1 pseudogene is annotated in these 1,250 nt (G+C 39.8%); it reads left to right on the top strand.

The annotated features are described in order from the left end of the window. Positions 1–119 precede the first annotated feature (119 nt). A pseudogene (locus QUB11_RS31175) lies at positions 120–1,175 on the top strand (IS5 family transposase); the annotation flags it as partial. Between the last annotated feature and the right edge of the window lie 75 nt (positions 1,176–1,250).

Raw genomic sequence — 1,250 nt, 5'->3', positions numbered from 1 at the left:
ATTTGGTATTTTATTCATCATTACAACTATGTTTTGAGCAAATGAATATCTAATCACTACATATTTATCACTACCAACAGGTAAAATAGTACAAAACCTTTGCATCACCCAGTGCGCTCGTGTACAGAAAAGCTGAGCTTGCTCCCCCCTCACCCTCCGACTTTGAACTCCCCTCATGTGGAAAGTTGTCACTCCTTAACCGTTGGGTAAAAATGGCCCAACTAATCCCGTGGGATGAATTTGAATCAGAATATGCTAAAAACTTCCCCACAGAAATGGGGGCACCCGCCAAATCGTTTAGGATGGCATTGGGGGCATTAATCATCAAAGAAAAACTGGGAGTTAGCGATAGGGAAACAGTAGAACAGATCAGGGAAAACCCCTATCTACAATACTTTATTGGTCAATCAAGCTACAGTAACGAACTCCCCTTTGACCCATCTCTATTAGTTCATTTTCGGCAAAGAATTAGTCCGAACCTAATTAATAAAGTTAACGAACGAATGGTTGAAAAAATTCGCTCCATCATCCCAGCTAAACCCGAAAAAAAAAAGGATTCGGACGCCAAAAATGAGTCACCCAATCGCGGAAAATTAATCCTAGATGCTACCTGTGCCCCAGCCGACATTACCTATCCGACCGACTTAGGACTATTAAACAAAGCCAGAGTTCATACCGAAAAAATTATAGATATCCTGTATAAACAGCTCAAAGATCAAACCCGTAAAAAACCCAGAACCTACCGTAATCTCGCCCGAAAAGATTACTTATTAATAGCAAAACAAAGAAGACCATCCCGCAACAAAAAAAGACAGGCAATTAAAAAGCAACTTCAATATATCAAAAGAAACCTCGCTCATATTGAACAGCTAATCGAGTCAGGTGCGACCCTCGAACGCCTGAGCAAAAAGCAATATAAAACCTTGCTAGTCCTCACAGAGGTCTATCGCCAACAGCAATGGTTATTTGATAACAATAAACAGAGCATTGAGGATAGAATAGTAAGTTTAAGCCAACCCCATATCCGTCCCATAGTCAGAGGAAAAGCCGGAAAAAGCGTAGAGTTTGGAGCCAAACTATCAGCCAGTTGTTTTGAAGGATATGTATTTTTAAACCGAATGAGCTGGGATAATTTCAACGAATCAGGGGACTTAAAAGCACAAGTAGAAGCTTATACCATTTTTTTAAAGATGTGATAGACTTGTATAAAAAGTAAAGGAGAGAATTACAATGTCTGGTCGTCCTCATAT

The sequence above is a fragment of the Microcoleus sp. B6-A1 genome, assembly GCF_036705085.1.
GTDB lineage: Bacteria > Cyanobacteriota > Cyanobacteriia > Cyanobacteriales > Microcoleaceae > Microcoleus.
The sequence above is the reverse complement of the archived record's forward strand: the minus strand, read 5'-3'. Positions and strand labels throughout refer to the sequence as shown.